At 61.8% G+C, this 18,456-nt stretch carries 16 protein-coding genes; 7 read left to right on the forward strand and 9 right to left on the reverse strand.

Translation table 11 applies throughout. From position 1 onward, the window contains the following. Positions 1-37: 37 nt before the first annotated feature. From NKH70_RS21760 to NKH70_RS21770, 3 genes are all read left to right on the forward strand, one after another. The gene (locus NKH70_RS21760; protein ID WP_353025969.1) at positions 38-2,623 is read left to right on the forward strand and encodes a GcvT family protein; all 2,586 of its coding nucleotides are present in this window, start codon (positions 38-40) and stop codon (positions 2,621-2,623) included. Positions 2,624-2,711: 88 nt separating this feature from the next. Beyond that, positions 2,712-4,283 carry an ArnT family glycosyltransferase gene (locus NKH70_RS21765; RefSeq protein ID WP_352913253.1) on the forward strand — a complete coding sequence of 524 codons (1,572 nt, stop codon included), beginning with the start codon at positions 2,712-2,714 and terminating at the stop codon, positions 4,281-4,283. A 25-nt stretch (positions 4,284-4,308) separates the two neighbouring features. Continuing rightward, complete coding sequence (locus NKH70_RS21770; RefSeq protein ID WP_352913413.1) at positions 4,309-5,622, forward strand: M24 family metallopeptidase; 1,314 nt, start codon at positions 4,309-4,311, stop codon at positions 5,620-5,622. A 132-nt stretch (positions 5,623-5,754) separates the two neighbouring features. On the opposite strand, the gene NKH70_RS21775 is transcribed toward NKH70_RS21770, so the two are convergent. Continuing rightward, positions 5,755-6,555, reverse strand: coding sequence for a phosphate/phosphite/phosphonate ABC transporter substrate-binding protein (locus NKH70_RS21775; protein WP_352913252.1), 801 nt, complete (start codon positions 6,553-6,555; stop codon positions 5,755-5,757). A gap of 83 nt (positions 6,556-6,638) precedes the next feature. Beyond that, complete coding sequence (locus tag NKH70_RS21780) at positions 6,639-7,649, reverse strand: fatty acid desaturase (protein WP_352913250.1); 1,011 nt, start codon at positions 7,647-7,649, stop codon at positions 6,639-6,641. A gap of 228 nt (positions 7,650-7,877) precedes the next feature. Between NKH70_RS21780 and NKH70_RS21785 the strand changes: the two genes are divergently transcribed. Both NKH70_RS21785 and bmt read left to right on the forward strand, forming a co-directional pair. Next, positions 7,878-8,720: a helix-turn-helix domain-containing protein gene (locus tag NKH70_RS21785; protein ID WP_352528189.1), complete on the forward strand. Its 843-nt coding sequence runs from the start codon at positions 7,878-7,880 to the stop codon at positions 8,718-8,720. A gap of 88 nt (positions 8,721-8,808) precedes the next feature. Further along, a complete protein-coding gene (gene bmt, locus NKH70_RS21790; protein WP_352913249.1) occupies positions 8,809-9,825 on the forward strand; it encodes a betaine--homocysteine S-methyltransferase in 1,017 nt (338 codons plus the stop codon). Positions 9,826-9,973: 148 nt separating this feature from the next. Here the strand turns inward: bmt and NKH70_RS21795 are convergent, their stop codons facing one another. The 5 genes from NKH70_RS21795 to NKH70_RS21815 all read right to left on the reverse strand — a co-directional run bounded on the left by NKH70_RS21795 (position 9,974) and on the right by NKH70_RS21815 (position 15,939). Continuing rightward, positions 9,974-12,094: a vWA domain-containing protein gene (locus tag NKH70_RS21795; RefSeq protein WP_352913247.1), complete on the reverse strand. Its 2,121-nt coding sequence runs from the start codon at positions 12,092-12,094 to the stop codon at positions 9,974-9,976. A gap of 2 nt (positions 12,095-12,096) precedes the next feature. Continuing rightward, on the reverse strand, positions 12,097-12,657 hold the full coding sequence (locus NKH70_RS21800) for an RNA polymerase sigma factor (protein WP_352913245.1): 561 nt from the start codon (positions 12,655-12,657) through the stop codon (positions 12,097-12,099). A gap of 68 nt (positions 12,658-12,725) precedes the next feature. Beyond that, complete coding sequence (locus tag NKH70_RS21805; RefSeq protein ID WP_353025971.1) at positions 12,726-13,481, reverse strand: dienelactone hydrolase family protein; 756 nt, start codon at positions 13,479-13,481, stop codon at positions 12,726-12,728. 104 nt (positions 13,482-13,585) lie between these two features. Next, positions 13,586-14,257, reverse strand: a complete 672-nt coding sequence (locus tag NKH70_RS21810) for a hypothetical protein (RefSeq protein ID WP_352719684.1) — start codon at positions 14,255-14,257, stop codon at positions 13,586-13,588. A gap of 107 nt (positions 14,258-14,364) precedes the next feature. Next, on the reverse strand, positions 14,365-15,939 hold the full coding sequence (locus NKH70_RS21815; protein ID WP_352500948.1) for a trimethylamine methyltransferase family protein: 1,575 nt from the start codon (positions 15,937-15,939) through the stop codon (positions 14,365-14,367). Between the two features lie 308 nt (positions 15,940-16,247). Between NKH70_RS21815 and NKH70_RS21820 the strand changes: the two genes are divergently transcribed. Further along, positions 16,248-16,946, forward strand: a complete 699-nt coding sequence (locus tag NKH70_RS21820) for a cobalamin B12-binding domain-containing protein (protein WP_023676506.1) — start codon at positions 16,248-16,250, stop codon at positions 16,944-16,946. An 81-nt stretch (positions 16,947-17,027) separates the two neighbouring features. On the opposite strand, the gene NKH70_RS21825 is transcribed toward NKH70_RS21820, so the two are convergent. Beyond that, the gene (locus NKH70_RS21825; RefSeq protein ID WP_292654758.1) at positions 17,028-17,168 is read right to left on the reverse strand and encodes an EncA/B family entericidin; all 141 of its coding nucleotides are present in this window, start codon (positions 17,166-17,168) and stop codon (positions 17,028-17,030) included. Between the two features lie 64 nt (positions 17,169-17,232). Here NKH70_RS21825 and NKH70_RS21830 point away from each other — a divergent pair, with 64 nt between their 5' ends. Beyond that, positions 17,233-17,862 carry a DUF1638 domain-containing protein gene (locus tag NKH70_RS21830; protein WP_353025973.1) on the forward strand — a complete coding sequence of 210 codons (630 nt, stop codon included), beginning with the start codon at positions 17,233-17,235 and terminating at the stop codon, positions 17,860-17,862. Positions 17,863-17,921: 59 nt separating this feature from the next. On the opposite strand, the gene NKH70_RS21835 is transcribed toward NKH70_RS21830, so the two are convergent. After that, positions 17,922-18,437, reverse strand: coding sequence for a hypothetical protein (locus NKH70_RS21835; RefSeq protein ID WP_352913241.1), 516 nt, complete (start codon positions 18,435-18,437; stop codon positions 17,922-17,924). Positions 18,438-18,456 lie beyond the last annotated feature (19 nt).

An 18,456-nucleotide genomic window follows, 5' to 3' on the forward strand; every position in this document is an offset into this window, starting at 1 on the left:
CACTCGATTCAATCTCTTCAAAAACGGAACTATCTTCATGAAATCTCACGCAAAAGCGGTTGTTATCGGCGGCGGGGTCGTTGGCTGCTCGGTGCTCTATCATCTGGCCAAGGCTGGCTGGACCGACATCATGCTGATCGAGCGTTCGGAGCTCACTTCCGGCTCGTCCTGGCATGCGGCGGGCGGCTTCCATACGCTGAACGGCGATCCCAACGTCGCCAAGCTGCAGGCCTATACGGTGCAGCTTTACAAGGAGATCGAGGAGATTTCCGGCCAATCCTGCTCGCTGCACCTGACCGGCGGCGTGATGATGGCCGACACACCCGAGCGCATGGACTTCTTGCGGCTCGCCCACGCCAAGGGCCGCTATCTCGGCATGGACACCGAACTGATCACGCCGTCCGAAGCCAAGGCAATGTTCCCGCTGATGGACGAGACGAATTTCGTCGGCGCCATGTGGGATCCAGTCGAGGGCCATCTCGACCCTTCCGGCACCACCCATGCCTATGCCAAGGCCGCCAGGAAGCTGGGCGCCGAGATCGTACTGCGCAACCGCGTCGTGGAACTGACGCAGGAGGTCGACGGCACGTGGAACGTCGTCACTGAGCAAGGCACAGTCAAAGCCGAGCATGTGGTCAACTGCGGCGGCCTGTGGGCGCGCGAGATCGGCCGCATGGTCGGGGTCGAACTGCCGGTGCTGGCCATGGAGCACATGTATCTCCTGACCGAGCCGATGCCGGAGGTCGAGGAATTCAACAAGTCGACCGGCCGCGAGATGATCGGCGTGCTCGATTTCAAGGGCGAGATCTATACCCGCCAGGAGCGCAACGGCATCCTGCTCGGCACCTATGAAAAGGCCTGCAAGCCGTGGTCGCCGGTCAACACGCCGTGGGATTTCGGCCACGAACTGCTGCAGCCAGACATCGACCGCATCGCGCCGTCGCTGGAGATCGGCTTCAAGCATTTTCCCGGCATCGAGAAGGCCGGCATCAAGCAGATCATCAACGGCCCCTTCACCTTCGCGCTGGACGGCAACCCGCTGGTCGGCCCGGTGCAGGGCCTGACCAATTTCTGGTGCGCCTGCGCCGTCATGGCCGGCTTCAGCCAAGGCGGCGGCGTCGGCCTGGCGCTGTCGAACTGGATGGTCCATGGCGACCCCGGCTTCGATGTCTGGGGCATGGACGTTGCACGCTTCGGCGAATGGGCAACGCTGCGCTATACCAACGCAAAGGTGCGTGAAAATTATTCGCGCCGTTTCTCCATCCGCTTTCCCAATGAGGAATTACCGGCGGCAAGACCAGCGCAGACGACCCCGCTTTACGACACCATGCTCGCCAACAACGCCGTCATGGGCGACAGCTGGGGTCTCGAAACCCCCCTCTGGTTCGCGCCGAAAGGCTCGGAGCCGAAGGACATCGTGTCCTTCCACCGCTCCAATGATTTCGGCCCGATCGGCGAGGAGGTGCGCGCCACCCGCGAGAGGGTAGGCGTCACCGAGATCGCCAACTTCGCCAAATACGAAGTCTCCGGACCAGGGGCCGAAGACTTCCTCAACCGGCTGATGACCAATCGCATGCCGAAATCCGGCCGCATCGTGCTGACGCCGATGCTGAACGAGTTCGGCAGGCTGATCGGGGACTTCACCATCGCCAAGGCGGGCCCAAGCGGTGGGGAAGATCGCTTCATGATCTGGGGTTCTTCGGCAGCGCAAAAATACCACATGCGCTGGTTCGAGAAGCATCTGCCGAAGGACGGGAGCGTGCGCATCCACCGCTTCGACCAGACGCTGGTCGGCCTCTCCATCGCCGGGCCGAAATCGCGCGACCTGCTGCAGAAACTGGTCGATGTCGACATCTCGACCAAGGCCTTCCGCTTCATGGATTTCCGCGAGATGGCGGTCGGCGGCGCGCCCTGCATGGTCAACCGCATCACCTACACCGGCGACCTCGGCTATGAGATCTGGATGGCGCCTGCCTACCAGCGCCTGGTTTACAATGCGATCAAGGAGGCTGGCGAAGAGTTTGGCCTTGTCGATTTCGGCATGCGGGCTTTGCTCTCGATGCGCCTTGAGAAGAACTTCCCGACCTGGTTCCGCGAGTTACGTCCGATCTACGGACCGTTCGAAGGCTCGATGGACCGCTTCATCAAGCTCGAGAAGAACGACTTCATCGGCCGGGAAGCAGCGGCCAAGGAACAGGCAGAAGGGCCGAAACTGCGCCGTGTCTCCTTCATCGTCGATGCCGCGGATGCCGACGTCATGGGCGATGAGCCGATCTGGGCCAAGGTCGGCGGCAAGGATTACGGCACCGTGGAAAAGCCGCATGGCTATGGCGCGCCGCGCTTCGATGCGGGTGGTAACGAAGTGCGCGGCTCGAATGCCGCCGAAGGCGCGTCTGCCGTGCGCGGCATTGTCGACGGCGACTGGCGCGTGGTCGGCTGGGTCACCTCCGGCGGCTATGCGCATTATGTCGAGAAGTCGATGGCGCAAGGCTATGTACCGGCAGCGCTTGCCGAGAACGAGAGCGCCGGGCTGTTCGAAGTCGAAATTCTTGGACACCGGCGGCCGGCACGCATCAATGTCGAGCCGCCCTTCGACCCGAGCGGCGAAAAGATGAGGACGTAGGCGCAGCCAGCCGGTCGCATTGTGCGGAGCATACTCTTCATGCTAGCGCAGCCGGCAACACTCTGCTGGCAAGGGCGATGAGATTTCATTGAAGTACAATCTGAGATGGGCCGAGTGGCTGGCCGAGGGACGGATCGGCCCGTTCCCGGCGGCGATCGTCATGGTCACGGCTTACTTTGCCTTACAGACCGTCATACTATCCCTGTTGAGCTCTTGGGCGGGAACCGGCGTCGGCATCGATGATGCGGAGCAACTGATCTATGTTCCATATCTCTGGGCCGGATATGGCGGCTCACAACCACCCCTGTACACCTGGATCAACTGGCTGGCCGCGCATGTTTTCGGCACCAGTATCTTCACGCTGAAGCTCGTCAAATACTCCGTGCTGTTCCTTGCCGCCTGCAGCGTGTTCGCCGCCATGCGGCGGTTCGGCTACACCAAAGCGACAGCGGCGGCGGCCATGTTCGGCCTGTTTACGATCCCGCAGATCGTCTGGGAATCGCAGCGCGCCTTGTCGCATTCCGTCGCCGTCGTCGGCTTCTGCTCGCTGCTCCTGCTCGCCATGGCCTATCTTCTCGAGCGGCGAAGCATGATCGCCTATGCGGCGTTTGGCCTGGCCACCGCGGCGGCAATTCTTGCCAAGTATAATGATGTCTTCCTCGTGGTTGCCCTTGTTGCGGCCGTGCTGTCGCTGCGCGAATGGCGCAGCGCAATCCTTGATCCGAAGTTCGCCATCAGCATAGCGGTCGCGATATTAGTGCTGGCGCCAACCACCTATTGGAGCCTCATGCATCCCGCCGATTTATTGTCGAGAGGCGAGAAGTTCGGAATAGACTCGCAACAAGAGCGCATGGCGGCGGCCTTTATCGGCGCCGGCAAGTTTGTCATGGGGACCTTCAATTTCGCGGTCTTGCCGGTGCTCGTCTCCGCCCTGGCTTTCTGGCTGGCGAAGTTCCGTTTCTCCGAGCGGCACCCGAAACGTCCGGCCAGGGAAATTCTGTTGTGGCGTAGCTTGGCGCTCGGCTTGGCCATGCTGGCGATACTTGTGCTGGCCACCGGCGTGACGGTGGTCAAGGACCGCTGGCTGCTGCCGGTCCTGTTCATCTTGCCGCTGGCCATCGTCGCCACTATGGAACGGCTGGCGCCGCGCGGCAGGAATGCGCAGCTCCTGGTGATCTCGGCTGGAGCGATCATCGCCGTGCTGCTCGCCCCCGCCACCTGGTACGTCCAGATAAACGGGACCAGTGGACTGTCGCGCATGATCCGCGTGGATTACCCCGCCCTCTATCGCCAATTGACTGCGGACGGACCGGTCAAAACCGCAATATCTGATGGTGCATGGGTCGGAAATCTGCGGTTGGTCGACCAAAAACTGGTCGCACTTAACCAGGAAGTGCCTAATTTCGAAACGCTGATGCAGGAGCCGGCCGTACTCGTCTGGCTTGACCGCGACGATCCGCGGCCGGTCATTTTGGAGCAGCTCAAAGCGGCCGGCTATGAGCCGGACGGCCAGCCACGGCAAATGATGGTTCCGCTGTTGCGTGGCACCGACAAGTCCGCCCGGCCCGGCGCATTCGTCCGACTGAAGAGAATGGAAGGAGCCATGGCGCCCAAGAAAGGCGCTGGCGAAGGAGTCGAGGGTGGACAGGAACCCGAGTGACCGGCCCCGTCATCATCGCAAGATCATGCCGTTCGAGCCGGACAGCTCGATCGATGCGCTGCGCAAAAAATCGCGCCTGAAGGCCGCTGAACTCAACCAGCATCTGCTGGGCTATGGGGCGCTTGCGGAAGCCGAGTGGCAGGCGGCGGGCATTGCTGCTCCTGAGCTGCCCGCCATGCGCCGATACCGGCTCGAGCGCATCCGCGCCGAGCTGAAGCGCCGCGACTATGCGGGAGCCCTGCTCTACGATCCGGTCAACATGCGCTACGCGACTGATGCGACCAACATGCAGCTCTGGGTCGCGCACAATCCGACCAGGCATTGTTTCGTCGCCACCGATGGCCCGGTGGTGCTGTTCGACTATTTCTCCTGCGAGCACCTTTCCGACCATTCCGGCGTCGTCGACGAGGTGCGGCCGGCGGTGTCGTGGGCTTACCTCTACAGCGGCGAGCTGACCGGTCAAAAAGTCCGCCGCTGGGCAGCCGGCATCGCCGAGTTGGTATTGGAACATGGTGGCGGCAATCGCCGCATCGCAGTCGACCACATCAATCCCGAGGGCATCGAAGAGCTCGCCCGTCTCGGCATCTCGACCGGCAATGGCGAGGCGGTGATGGAAAATGCGCGGCTGATAAAATCACCCGACGAGATCCTTGCCATGCGCCGGGCGATCGTCGCTTGCGAGGCGGCGATGGGCGAGATGGAGCAGGCGCTGAGGCCTGGCATCTCCGAGAACGAATTATGGGCCGAACTCCATCGCGGCAACATCGCGCGCGGCGGCGAATGGATCGAAACCCGGCTCCTGTCGTCAGGTCCGCGCACCAATCCATGGTTCCAGGAGTGCTCGTCGCGGATGATCGAGGCCGGCGAGCTCGTCGCTTTCGACACCGACCTGATCGGTCCTTACGGCTTCTGCGCCGACCTTTCGCGCACCTGGCTTTGCGGTGACGCGCCGCCGTCGCAGGAGCAGCGCGACCTGTTCCGCATCGCCGCCGACCAGATCGCCTACAACACGGAGCTGATGCGGCCGGGCGTATCGTTTCGCGGCCTCGTCGAGCGCTCGTCAGTGCCGCCGGGAGACTGCTTCCCGGCCCGTTACGGGGTGCTCTATCACGGCGTCGGCCTTGCCGACGAATACCCGACTTTGCCGCATGCTAGCGACTGGACCGACGACACGCCCGACGGAATGCTCGAACCTGGCATGGTGCTGTGCGTCGAGAGCTATATCGGCCGGCTTGGCGGCTACGAAGGCGTCAAGATCGAAGAACAGATCCTGATCACCGAGACCGGCAGCGAGAAGCTTTCGACCTACCCGCTCGACAATCGGCTGCTTGGCGGCTGAGCGAAGCTAATGCATGTCGCGCAAAAGCATGCCCTCGGGCTTGACCCGACGGTGTGCAGCGGTTTTGCGATAACGACATGCATAAACAGGAATCTAAGTGCGTCGCATGAGGCCGACCGAACGCGACGCGCTTTACGTGAACGCGGCGATCGCTTCGCGCATCGCGGCGACGATCGTTTCCGGCATCGTCCTGGCGGTGATGAACGGCAAGCCTTTGCGCCGCCTTGTCCAGCCGACGACCGTCACCTTCTGCGCCGCAGGCTCGAAACGCTGCGCCAGCGCCCAGCTCTCGCAGTCGATCGCCGCCACATCTGCCCTGCCCTCGGCAACGGCAACGACCGAAGCGCGGTGCCCGCAGCTCTCGCTCAGCCCGGAAAAGATATCCAAACTCTCGCCCAATGCTTGCAGGTCGCGGGCTGGCGCGATGATGCCCGACATGGAATCGAGGCTGTTGAAGGTGAAACGCTTGCTGCGCAGCAGATCGAGCGGAATGACGGCGCCGCCGTCGGCCGGCGACCTTGCCGGCGGTGCCTCGCCCGCCCTCATGACGATGGCGCTCGAATAGAGTTCGCCCTGTCCACCCTCGAAGGCGTCGTAACGCGGCTGGCCGACGAGCTGGACACGCTGCGACAGGCCGAGTTCCATCGGTCCCCAACAGGTTTGCGCCAAGAGCAGCGCCGGATGCAGCCAGAGCTGGTGAAAATCCAGCTCGTCCGGCGGCAATGTCGCCGGATCGGGCGCGATGGGTTTTCCCTGATCATCGCGAATACCGCCAGGCACGGGGGGCAAATCGCCGGTGCGGCGGATGATCGTCTCCGGCGCATCGATGCCTTTTTGTCTGAAAGCATCGCGCAGCCGCGCCCATTGCGCGTCGACATCGTCCCGCGCTTCCGGCCAGTCGTACATCGGCAAAGCCGCAATGAATTCGCTCATGCCGGGATTTGACCGTTATGCGGGGAAATTGACAAGGTCAGGAAAGCGTCGTCCGCGCGGCACCGCCTGCAACAACGCAAGAATCATTCCTTCGGCGGCTCGGCGGGTACCGGCGCGCTGCCAAGCCCATTGAGGCTGCGTGCCCTGACGCGCGGCTTGAATGCGCGTCCTGGTTCCGGCATGCGCCGCAGCACGGGATGGACGATCGGCTCCTTCGCCTTGAAGGCATAGGCCTTGAGCAGCGCGAAATAGTTCGGATAGGCGTAGCCATTGTTCATCCGCAGCCACTCGTCGCGGCGGTCGCGAAACAGCTTCGGCAGCCTGTACCAGGCCACCGTCGGGCTCTTGTGATGGACGAAATGCAGATTGTTGTTGAGGAACAGGAAGGACAGCGGCGAGCGCTCGACGATGATCGTGCGGCCTTCCGGATGTTCCGACCATTGGTGCTCGGCGTAGGTGCGGATCGAAATCAGCGACTGCCCAAGCCACACCGGCACCAGTATGTAGAGCCATAACGGCATGCCGAAGCCGAACTGCACGACAGGCAACACCACGGCGAGGCCGATCGCGTGCAGCAGCCATGCCTTGCGGATGGAATTGTCGCCCGCGGCAACCTGCCTGGCGTCGTCGATGAAGAACCCTATGCAGGAAAGCCAAGGACCGAGCACCAAACGGCCGAGCATCGTGTTGTTGACCTTGAGCAAGAATTTCATCGCCGACGGCAGCTCCTCGTGCTGCCAGAGCGCCTTGTAATAGCTTTCGGGATCGTCGAGCGGATCGGTCAGGCGCTCGTCTGCATGGTGGCGCAGGTGAATGGTCTTGAACCGGCGAAACGGCCAGACAAGGCCAATCGGCAGGAAAACAAGGGCTTCATTGAGCCGCGCGTTCCGGGTTGGGTGGCCGTGCAGGACCTCGTGCATCAGCGAGGATTGCAGCGCCGCAATCAGGGTCAGAAAGGCGAGTGCCAGCAGCGGGTAGGATGGCCAGAGCAGAAAGCCGGTAGCGAGCCAGCCGCCGTAGCAGATAAGTGCGAGAAATACTGTCGGCCATTCGATGGCCGCTGCGCCGTGTCGCCTGTTGCCCATGCTCGTCATGCTATCGACCACTGCCTCCCAGTCGCCGGAACCCGTTTGATTCCTGACAGCATTGTGTCAGGAGCGTTGCATCGCTGCAACGCGATAAAGCGCACAAACTGTTGCGATTGCGCATTTTCAGCTGCAGATGTTATCTATTGTAAACAAGCTCGTAGATTCATTTGCGCTCGAAACGCCATGTAGACCGCTTCGGCGCAAAATTTTGCTCACGTCAGGGAGAGTAGAGATTTGGACAAGCGCGACCTGTCGACGATCTTTCGCGAGCGCCTGAAAATGCTCTTGACAAGGTCCGATTTGAACCAGTCGGCCTTCGCCGCCGCCGTTGGCATCGACCGTTCGGCGCTGTCGCAGCTGCTCTCCGGCGCCTCGACCCGCCTTCCCCGCGCCGAGACGCTGCTCAACATCGCCGCCGAATTCAAAGTCTCGCTCGACTGGCTGCTCGGCCTCAGCCAGGACGAGGGCGTCACCGGTGAAATCCGCGAGAGCCTTGAGATCGAGGAGGCGCCGGACGGCTTCGACCGCACGCTGCTGGCTCGCTGGCATGCCGAGGCGGCGGGAACGAAAATCCGCTACGTGCCGGCCGGCATTCCCGATCTTCTGCGCACCGAGGCGCTTGTCGACTACGAAGCCGTCATCGCCAACAAGAGCCGCGAAGCACAGGCCGGCGAAACGCAGTACCGCATCGACTACAACCGACGGCCCGAAACCGACATGGAAGTCTGTATGCCGCGCCACACGCTGGAGATCTTCGCGCGCGGGCTGGGCGTGTGGGACCGCTTTCCGGAGGCCGACCGCCACCAGCAACTCCTGCACATGGCGACACTGCTCGACGACCTCTATCCCACCTTCCGCCTGTTTCTCTATGACGGGCGGATGCGCTATTCGATCCCCTACACCATCTTTGGGCCTTATCGCGCCGCCATTTACGTCGGCGACATGTATCTGGTGCTGAACGCCACGCAGCCGATCCGCACCCTGACCAGCCATTTCGACAATTTGATACGCGCCGCGGACGTCAACGCGCATGAAGCGGCCAGCTTCACACGAAAGCTGGCGGAGATGCGATTTTGACCGGTTGCTCTCCGCGCCGACATTGACGGCACATAAAGAATTCTTTATATCCTTATCTCAGTTATTCTTCCGGGAAGGCGTATTTCACATGACCAATCCGATCGACGCTCTGCTTGCCGAAAAGGGCGTCCTGCTCGCCGATGGCGCCACCGGCACCAATCTGTTCGCCATGGGTCTTGAGGCCGGCGAGGCACCCGAGCTCTTGAACGAGACCGCGCCCGACACAATCACCAGCCTGCACCAGAACTTTGTCGATGCCGGCGCCGACATTATCCTGACCAACTCTTTTGGCGGCACCCGCCATCGGCTCAAGCTGCACCATGCGCAGGACCGGGTCTATGCGCTGAACAAGCGCGCCGCAGAGATCGCAAGCGCCGTTGCAAAAAAGGCTGGCCGCAAGGTGATCGTGGCCGGCTCCGTCGGCCCGACCGGCGAGCTGCTGGTGCCGCTCGGCGCCATGACCTATGACGAGGCGGTCGAGGCCTTTGCCGAGCAGATCGAGGGCCTGAAGGCCGGCGGCGCCGAAGTCGCCTGGATCGAAACCATGTCGGCGCCTGACGAAATCCGCGCCGCCGCCGAAGCCGCCATCCGCGTCGGCATGCCCTATACCTATACCGGCTCCTTCGACACCGCCGGCCGCACCATGATGGGGCTGCTGCCGAAGGACATCCACGGCGTCGTCGATGGCCTGTCGCAGACACCGCTCGGTGTCGGCGCCAATTGCGGTGTCGGCGCCTCCGACATTCTCGCCTCGCTGCTCGACATGACCGAGGCGAAGCCGGAAGCAACGGTGATCGTCAAGGGCAATTGCGGCATTCCCGAATTTCGCGGTGCCGAGATCTACTATTCCGGCACACCCGAGCTGATGGCCGACTATGTGCGCCTCGCCGTCGATGCCGGCGCCAAAATCGTCGGCGGCTGCTGCGGCACCTCGTTCCAGCACCTTGCCGCCATGCGTAAGGCGCTCGATGCGCACACCAAGTCGGATCGCCCGACCGTCGAGCAGATCGTCGAACGCATCGGCCCGATGCGCAACAAGCAGGCGACGGTCAACGTCGCCGAGACCAGCGAAGCCCGCCGCGAGCGGCGCCGCGGACGCGCCTGACGCTTTCGGCTGCGACGCGGTCCGCGCGAGGCGGTGCAGCCACGAAAAAAGGCCGGCAAGGTTTCCCTCGCCGGCCTGCCTCACCCGCCCGTAGGCCGGCTCCCCTATCAGAACGATCCCATCTGAAAGAAACCGGCCGTCATTGCCACTACCGGTTACCGCCGAGTGCCGAGGCAAGGCGCACAAGCGAGAGGAACTCGGACCGGTACCCAAACGGGTCGGCTCCTCTGGCGGCGGTGGCAATCTCCATGATCTTGTCGTAGCCGAACTTCGCGGTCGCATCCTCGTCGCGCAGCTTCTGGCCGAAGGCAGCGACGGCCACGGAGAAACGCTGGTCGGTACTGGCCTGGTCGAACGACGCCACTTCGTTGGCTGACGTCACCGGCGTGGTGATCAGCTTCGAAGTGTCCTCATTCGGCAGCTTGTAGCGGATCTTGACGAAGGCATATTCGTCGGCATTGGCGACACCGCCATTGTTCACCGAGGCCTGGCCATAGCGAAGCTGATCAATCTGTTCGCCGCCGCTGCCCTTAGGCGTGATCTCGTAGATCGCAGTGACCGAATGGCCTGAGCCGATCTCGCCGGCGTCGACGCGGTCGTTGTTGAAATCCTCGCGGTTCAACGCACGGGTCTCGTAGCCGATCAGCCGGTACTCCGAGACCTTGTTCGGGTTGAACTCGACCTGGATCTTCACGTCCTTGGCGATGGTGAACAGTGTCGAGGAGGCATCCTCGACCAGCACCTTCTCGGCCTCCGCCAACGTATCAATATAGGCAGCGGTGCCATTGCCGTTCTGGGCGATGGTCTGCATCATCTGGTCGTCCAGATTGCCGCGGCCGAAGCCGAACACCGACAGGAACACGCCTGTCTTGCGCTCCTTTTCGATCAGCCGCTTCAGATCGTCGTCGTCGGTCTGGCCGACATTGAAGTCGCCATCGGTGGCGAGCATCACCCGGTTGATGCCGTCCTTGACGAAGGATTTCTGCGCCAGCCTGTAGGCTTCCTTGATGCCGGCCTCGCCTGCTGTCGAGCCGCCGGATGTCAGATTGTCGATGGCAGCGAGGATCTTGTCCTTTTCCGAAGCCTTGGTTGGCTCCAGCACGGTACCGGCATCGCCAGCATAAGTGACGATCGAGACGGTGTCGTCGGGTCTCAGCTTGTTGACCAGCAGCCGGAAGGCCGATTGCAGGAGCGGCAGCTTGTCCTGCTCGTTCATCGAGCCCGACACATCGATCAGGAAGACCAGATTGGCCCTGGGCTGCTCGGCCGGCTTCACGTCGAAACCCTTGATGGCGACATGCATCAGCCTGGTGTGCTCGTTCCACGGCGTCGGCATGACGCTGACGGTCGAATTGAACGGCGTCGAGGCGGAGTCCGGGCCTTTCCAGTCATAGGGGAAGTAGTTGACCATCTCCTCGACGCGCACCGTATCGGCCTGCGGGATAAAACCTTCCTTCAGCGAGCGCCGGACGAAGGAATAGGAAGCGGTGTCGACATCGATCGAGAAGGTCGAGACCGGGTCTTCGAGTGCAGCATGCACCGGATTGGTCTTGAAATCCTCGACCCGGTCGCGGTTTTCCTCTTGCGGCAGCATCTGGTCGGCCGGCGCAGCGGCGGGCTGCTGTGCCATCAGCTTGGACTCGGCAACCGTGCCAGGCATGCGTCCGACCCGCGCACCGCCATCGACGGCCGGAGCCCCGGAGCTTGCACCGCCATTCAGCACAAATTCGCCACTCTGCGCCGGTTCGGGAGCATTGCGGGTGAGCACGTCCTGCTGTGTCAACACGCCGACTGCGGTCGACTCCGCTTTCGGCGGCGATGTCGGCACCACAAGCGCCTCGCCGGCGTCGCGGCTTTCGCTGTCGGCGTCCACCTTCTTCTGCTTATCTGCTTCGGCAACGACCGGCGGTTTGACGGTCGCCGGCTTGTCAGCCAGCGTTTCGGTGATCTTATCGTCCCCGCCGAATTCGGGGCCGCCGAATTTGGATTCTCCCAGCATATAGATGGTAGCGTATCCGGCGATCGGCAGGGCAACGAGCCCGGCAATGGCCGGCGTGGCGAAGAGTTTCTTTTGCATGATTTCGCTCCAGAGCCTTTGTGCTCGCTCTGTGAGACGAAGCCCGCCTGCCGATCCTTGGGCGGCCGGTAAAGTTTTTTCTTCCATGTCATAGGCGCGCAGCGCGGCCTGGAGGGCACGCGCCTTTGCATCCGCGTCGGGCGCCGGTGCTGCGATATCGCGCAGCCTGTTCAGTTGATTGTCGTCGACCATGGTCACACTTCCCCGGCTGAACGCATCAGCGTCTTCAACCGTTTCTTCGCCTCATGGATGTGCCAGGAAACCGTCGTCTCCGAGATCGCCATCGCCTCGGCGGCGGCTGCGTGGCTGAGCCCTTCGCCATAGACCAGCAGCACCGCGTCGCGCTGCTTGTCCGGCAGCTTGCGCACCGCTGCCCAGAGCGCCTCGGCCGGGTCTTCCGCCTCGGACGACGCCTCTCCTGAAATCAGTGCATAAGCGCCATAGGCATCGGTCTTGACAGTCTCGCGGGCGGTCTTGCGCATCATGTCGCGCGCGGCATTCAACGTCATGGTGTAGAGCCATGTCGTGAAGGCGCCGCTGCCGTGATAGTCGCGGATCGCCCGGCCGAGCCGAACGCACACTTCCTGGGCGATATCCTCGGCGTCGGCCTTTTTCCCGCACCAGCGATAGGCGGCGCGATAGACGAAACCGTAGTGCCTTTCGAGCAACTTGCCGAAAGCACCCCGGTCTCCGCCCTTCGCCCGCCCGATCAGTTCGGCGTCGGAGGCTTCGCTTTCGTCCAGCATCATCGCCATCATTTGCCTGTTGGACGAAGGCTAATGGCGGTTCCTTGGGGCGATGGAAAGAATTTTTTGGCGGGCTGTCACGTCGTAATGGTTGGCGTGCCTTGGCCGAGCGTCTCCGCAAACAGCGTCGTCAGCCGCTTCCAGTGGCGTTCGGCGCCGGCTGCATCGAAGGCACTATGGTCCGGCATGCACCAGCCATGCGCCGTACCGGCATAGTTCTCTATGACATGGTCGACTTCGGCGGCGCGCAGTGCTTCGGCCAGCCGCGCCGATTGCTCAGGCGGAAAGCTGCGGTCCACACCGGCAGTGCCGATATAGACCCTTGCCTTGACCGAGGCGGCCTTCCGGTGCGGACTGTCGGCGGCGTCACCAGCCAGATTACCGCCATGGAAACTTGCTGCGGCAACGATGCGATCGGGATAGCTGGCCGCGGCGTTCAGCGCCCGCGCTCCGCCCATGCAGTAGCCGACAATGCCGACCGGCCCGGTTAGGCCCTGGGCAGCGAGCACATCGAGGAAAGCGCCACTGTCGCGGATCGTCATCTCCTGGGTCGTGCCGCCGAGGAGACCTGTGATGGCGGCCTTGCACCTCTCGTCGCCGAACGCAGTCTTGGGATCGAACGGACCGTAGGGCGCATTGCGGTAAAAGAGGTCCGGCACAAGCACCGCATAGCCCTCGCCCGTAAGCCGCTCCGCCATCTGATCGAGCGCCGGTCGCGGACCGAAAACGTCCATGTAGAGGATGATCGCTGCCTTGGCTGGGGCCGCCGAACGGAACAGCCGGGCCTTGGCAATGCCGTCGCTTGTCTTGATCTGCATCGCTTGCGTGGCCATCATCCGCTCCGTTGATCTGACGTGCGATAGATACCCGCTGCGACCGTTGCGGCAAGCTGTAATGAGGCGATCTGCTTCAAGATTTCGTGCGGCATTCGGCGACGCTACAGACGCGCGAATGCTGCCATGTGAAAGGCCTGAACCTCGGCCGGATAGCGATAATCGGCACCGTAAGGACAGGCGTTGCGATCGAGGCAGCCGCCGGTCCGGCAAGGCGCGCCGTTTTGCCCGCGCACATGGGCAAGACAGGTTTCATGTGCAAACCCATCCGCAGAATAAGCCTCGACCGGACAGGATCTCAGGCAAGGTTTTGCGACACATGTGTCGCAAAGGTGGATCGCCTCGTGAGGCTCTGAAAGTGCAATCCTATCTTCGAACAGCAGCGCGCCGCGATAGGCATGCCAGAGCCCGTATTGCGGATGCATGAGAATGCCGAGCGGCGACGGCTTCAGCCCCTCCGCACGCATCGCCCATTGCTGGAACGGCAGATAAGGCCTGTCGGACGGCGACACCGCGCGTGCCCCGAATCTTTCGGCCACGGCGCCGATCACTTCGCGAGACCAAGCGTCGAGCGGATCGTCGATCGGCTGTGACTGTCTCTCCAGCCAGCGCAGGAAGTGCGGCCAGGGTGCGGCACCTGCCTGGCCGACCAACAGGGCGGATCTGGCGGCAGCGCCGGAGAGACCGCTAGGTGTTTCCTCACCGCTCGCAAAATTGAAATCGCCGCGCAGGATGAGGCCGTGGGCGGAAAGCGCAACCGCGACTGTTTCAGTCATGCCGCGCTCGGGGATCATCCCTTCTTGTCCGGGTCGGAGAAGGCACTCCGCCAGACTTCCTTGTGAATGATGTTGGCGACTTTAGCCCCGCCTGATTCGGGCTCCTTTCAGGTGAAGGCGTCGGCCATCGACGCCTTCTTCCTGCCGATGAAGTCCTTCAGCCCGTCGTCGATGCCCGGGTCGAGATAAGGCGCCTCGTAGCTCTCCAGCCAGCGGCGGGCGAGCTCGTTGGCGCGCTGCGGCGCGGTTTTTTCGCCTTCGGCCAGCCACTGCTCGTAGGAATTGTTATCGGCGATGTTGGAGCGGTAGAACGCGGTCTGGAAATTCGCCTGGGTGTGATCGCAGCCGAGGTAATGGCTGCCTGGGCCGACCTGGCGGATGGCATCCATCGCCTGACCGTTTTCCGACAGGTCGACACCCTCGGAGAACTTCTGCGTCATGCCGAGCTGGTCGATATCCATCATGAACTTTTCGTAGCAGGAGGCGAGACCGCCCTCGAGCCAGCCGGCCGAATGCAGCACGAAGTTGGTGCCGGCGAGGATCGTCGAGTTCAGCGTGTTGGCGCTCTCATAGGCGGCCTGCGCATCGGGGATTTTCGAAGCACAAAGCGAGCCGCCGGTGCGGAACGGCAGGCCGAGCCTGCGGGCAAGCTGCGCCGCGCCATAGGAAACCAGCGACGGCTCCGGCGTGCCGAAAGTCGGTGCGCCCGACTGCATAGAGATCGACGAGGCGAAGGTGCCGAACAGCACCGGCGCACCGGGCCGGATCAGCTGTGTGAACGACGCGCCGGCCAGCACTTCGGCGAGAACCTGGGTCAGCGTACCGGCGACCGTCACCGGGCTCATCGCACCGGCAAGGATGAAGGGCGTGACGATGCAGGCCTGGTTATGGCGCGAATAGACTTTCAGCGCCCCCAGCATGGTCTCGTCGAAGACCATCGGCGAGTTGGCATTGATCAGGCTGGTCAGCACCGTGTTGTTCTCGACAAAATCGTCACCGAAAACGATCTTGGCCATCGCCACCGTATCTTCAGCGCGCTCGGGCGCGGTCACCGAGCCCATGAACGGCTTGTCCGAATATTTGATATGGCTGTAGACCATGTCGAGATGGCGCTTGTTGACCGGCACGTCGACCGGCTCGCAAACCGTGCCGCCCGAATGGTGGATCGACGGCGCCATATAGGCGAGTTTCACGAAATTCCGGAAATCCTCGATCGTGGCATAGCGCCTGACGCCGTCGAGATCGCGCACGAAGGGCGGTCCATAGACCGGCGCGAACACTGTCGCATTGCCGCCGATCTGCACCGAGCGCTCGCCGTTGCGGGCGTGCTGGGTATAGACGGACGGAGCGGTCTTCAACAGCGAGCGGCAGAGGCCCTTGGGGAAATGCACCCGCTCGCCCTTGACGTCGGCGCCCGCCTCTTTCCAAAGCTGCAGTGCCTCGGCGTCGTCGCGGAAGATGATGCCGATCTCTTCCAGCACCGTGTCGGTGTTCTTTTCGATCAGCGCCAGGCCTTCCTCGTCCAGCACTTCATAGACGTTGATCTTGCGCTTGATATAGGTGAGCTGTGTGCCGGGGCCGCCGCCCGAACGTGCAGCCCGGCGCGCTGCGGCGCCACCGCTGGCAGCGCGCCCGCGCCGTGCGTTTGACGCTTCCTGATCGACCGGCGCGTTCTCACTCATAATCGTTCTTCCCTGGCTTTCGTTCTGGCCTGATTTGCTTTGGCCGGGCTCTTGTTCCGGCCTGAAATCCGTTTGCGGCCGCATATTGCGGTCTCTGGCCGGATCGTAGCCATGCACCCTATTCGAAACGGCCCGCCAGCGCCAACGCCTGTCGCAAAATCGACAAGAATTCCAAGAGATTTACGGTCGCTTTCGTTTTGCGGGAAGTCGCAAATCAGCTATGGACAACCGGCCCGCGCAGGTTAGGTATTGACGCGATATTTTTAAGCTGCCGCGATAGTTGTAGCCGGCAAGGAGCCTGAGAAAAAATGGCCGACGACGAGATCATCCTTTCGGAACTCTCCGACGACGAGTTGGTGCAGCAGATGCACGACGATCTTTATGACGGGTTGAAGGAAGAAATCGAGGAAGGCACCAATATCCTTCTCGAGCGCGGCTGGGCGCCTTACAAGGTGCTAACCGAGGCTCTGGTCGAAGGCATGCGCATCGTCGGCGAGGATTTCCGCGACGGCATCCTGTTCGTTCCCGAAGTGCTGCTATCGGCCAACGCGATGAAGGCCGGCATGTTCATCCTGCGTCCGCTGCTTGTCGCCACCGGCGCGCCGAAGCAGGGCAAGATGGTGATCGGCACCGTCAAGGGCGACATCCACGACATCGGCAAGAACCTGGTCGGCATGATGATGGAAGGCGCCGGCTTCGATGTCATCGACCTCGGCATCAACAATGCGGTCGAAAAATATCTCGATGCCATCGAAAAGCACCAGCCCGACATCATCGGCATGTCGGCGCTGCTGACGACGACGATGCCTTACATGAAGGTCGTCATCGATACGATGAAGGAAAAGGGCATTCGCGACGACTATGTCGTGCTGGTCGGGGGCGCGCCGCTCAACGAGGAATTCGGCAAAGCCGTCGGCGCCGACGCCTATTGCCGCGACGCCGCGGTGGCAGTCGAGACCGCCAAGGACTTCATGAAGCGCAAGCACAACGTCCGCGCTTCGGCCTGAGCCAATAAGTCCGGCACCGACGAGAAAAGCCGCGCCTTGCAGTGCGGCTTTTTTATTCCCAAATGTTTAGAGCCGTGCAGATCAGGGTTTCTTGACGGTATCGTCAACTGCCTTCGCAGTGGATTTGAGATCCTTACCGACGCCGCGCACCGTGTTGGCGCAGGCCGAAACAGCCAAGGCGCAGGCGAGAATAGCGATTGGCGCAACGCGGAACAATTTCATGATTGGTGTCTCCCTCAGAATATAAATTCGCTGGACAGCAACGAAGATGGATTAGACTGGTTCCATGACTACCGCGCGAAAACAACAATCCGATCAAGGCGACAGGCTGCTCGTCATCGCCTGCGGGATGATTGCGCGCGAAGTTTTGGCGGTCAAGGAGCAGCTCGGGCTCGACCATCTCGACCTGACCTGCCTGCCGGCGGAGTTCCATTTCTATCCGGACCGCATTGCGCCGGCCATGGACAAGGCAATCGCCAAGGCCAGGGCCGACGGCTACAAACACATCTTCGTCGGCTATGCCGATTGCGGCACGGGTGGCCTGCTCGATCGGATCTGCGAGAAGCACGGTGTCGAGCGCATGGCCGGGCCGCATTGCTTTGCCTTCTACCAGGGCATGGATGCCTATGCGAAGGTCGCCGATGATGACATGATGTCGTTCTACATGACCGATTTCCTCTGCCGGCAATTCGATGCCTTCTTCATGAAGCCGCTCGGCCTGGACAAGCACCCGGAGCTGATCAAGGACTATTTCGGCAACTACGAGAAGCTGATCTATATCGCTCAGACCAACGACCCGGAACTCGACAAGGTCGCCGAAAAGGCGGCGAAAATGCTCGGCCTCGCCTATGAGCGGCGCTCGACCGGCTATGGTGACCTGACGAAGGAACTGGCCAGCGCCTCAGCACATTCGTAAAAAGAAATAGCGTCCTCTAAGCGTTTGCCGGAGGCTGCCGGTCATTTTCGCCCACCGCCTCACCGATCCGATGTGACATCGATAATGCGCCCGGTTTCCAGGCGGATCGGCCCCCGCGCGGTTGGATCTTTAAGCAATATTTCGGCAAGCATTGCATCGACGTTGTCGAAATTACCTTGCAGAATTGACGGATCACTTCGCTCCCAATACTCCCCTTCATCGACGACATAGAGACTGGAGAACAAGCGAGTAATTTCGCGAAGAAACCTGATGATCTCGATATGAGCGCCTGAACCTGCAAACTGAGTTTTACAATATTGTTGAACGAAGAGGTGCTTGTCGAACTCAAGCCGCAGCGGCTCCGAATTGGGATGCGGTTGAAGCTCTATTCCAAACACAGGGCCAATATAGTCCACGTTTCGTTCATCAATGACTCGATTGAGCGTCTTCTCGCGCTCATCGATCTCGCGCACCGGCCAGTCTCGCGCAGTGGCGAACGCCTTGGCTTCGTGCAGCAAAGCAGCATATTGCTCGTGACCCCGTAACTGTCCTTCAAAGTGGATTGTTACTCCCAACTACCTCTCCCAGTGACGC

It is taken from the genome of Mesorhizobium sp. M0991 (assembly GCF_040318915.1).
Taxonomy (GTDB): domain Bacteria; phylum Pseudomonadota; class Alphaproteobacteria; order Rhizobiales; family Rhizobiaceae; genus Mesorhizobium.